The sequence below is a fragment of the Dietzia massiliensis genome, assembly GCF_018390595.1.
GTDB lineage: Bacteria > Actinomycetota > Actinomycetes > Mycobacteriales > Mycobacteriaceae > Dietzia > Dietzia massiliensis.
Map to the genome: position 1 here is coordinate 1 of NZ_JAHBAV010000314.1, position 359 is coordinate 359.

The following is a 359-nucleotide window of genomic DNA, read 5'->3' on the forward strand; positions in this document are numbered from 1 at the left end:
GTGTTCTATTCCAACTCGGGTGGCGCATCGATGAACCCGTTCCTCAAAGGTGAACGAGCGGAAACCTGGCAGGCCGGCTTCAACGCCAACGGGCACGATCTGCTGGTTAAGGAAGACTCTTTACGCCTCAAGGTCGTGGGCTATACCAGTAAAGTGCGCAATTACATCTTCAGTGAATCTTACATGGTGTGCCGCAATGGACGGAAATGCAGCTATCGCGAAAATCTGGAAAACGATTGGGCCGATGCGAGCGAAGATTACTCGGACAATATGTATATCTACGTCAACTCTCTGACGCCGGTGCGTATGCATGGTGTTGAGGTTGAAGCCAACTATGATGCCGGCCGAGCCTTCGCGCG

General features: G+C 52.6%; 1 protein-coding gene. It reads left to right on the forward strand.

What is annotated here, in order from left to right; all coding sequences use genetic code 11:
- Positions 1–30: 30 nt before the first annotated feature.
- Positions 31–359 (forward strand): TonB-dependent receptor domain-containing protein (locus tag KHA85_RS20660; RefSeq protein WP_213186737.1); only part of this gene is annotated, 329 nt, incomplete at its 3' end.